Raw genomic sequence first — 206 nt, 5'->3', positions numbered from 1 at the left:
GGGCTAAACCAGCTGGTCTTTCTGGGGCTCAGACCGCCTCCGCCGCAACGCTATCCGTTGTCGGAAGCACAGGCCGCGTTGCAGAGTCTGGACGACGGCGGTGTGCTCGGCAAGGTTGTGCTCGAGCCCTAAGCGCATGCTCGCGATTCGGCGATACGGTGATGCTGTGACGGATCGGCGGGCCAACACGAGGAATTCGCACCCGC

At 64.1% G+C, this 206-nt stretch carries 1 protein-coding gene and 1 pseudogene; one reads left to right on the top strand and one right to left on the bottom strand.

Annotation, left to right across the window (positions count from 1 at the left end):
* On the top strand, positions 1–132 hold a 132-nt coding region (locus tag BST12_RS31810), incomplete at its 5' end, for a zinc-binding dehydrogenase (RefSeq protein WP_342746526.1).
* Here the strand turns inward: BST12_RS31810 and BST12_RS34160 are convergent.
* A pseudogene (locus tag BST12_RS34160) lies at positions 129–206 on the bottom strand (hypothetical protein); the annotation flags it as partial. The gene BST12_RS31810 and the pseudogene BST12_RS34160 overlap by 4 nt on opposite strands.

It is taken from the genome of Mycobacterium angelicum (assembly GCF_002086155.1).
In the GTDB taxonomy this organism is placed as follows: domain Bacteria; phylum Actinomycetota; class Actinomycetes; order Mycobacteriales; family Mycobacteriaceae; genus Mycobacterium; species Mycobacterium angelicum.
This window is presented reverse-complemented; position numbering and strand designations above follow the sequence as displayed.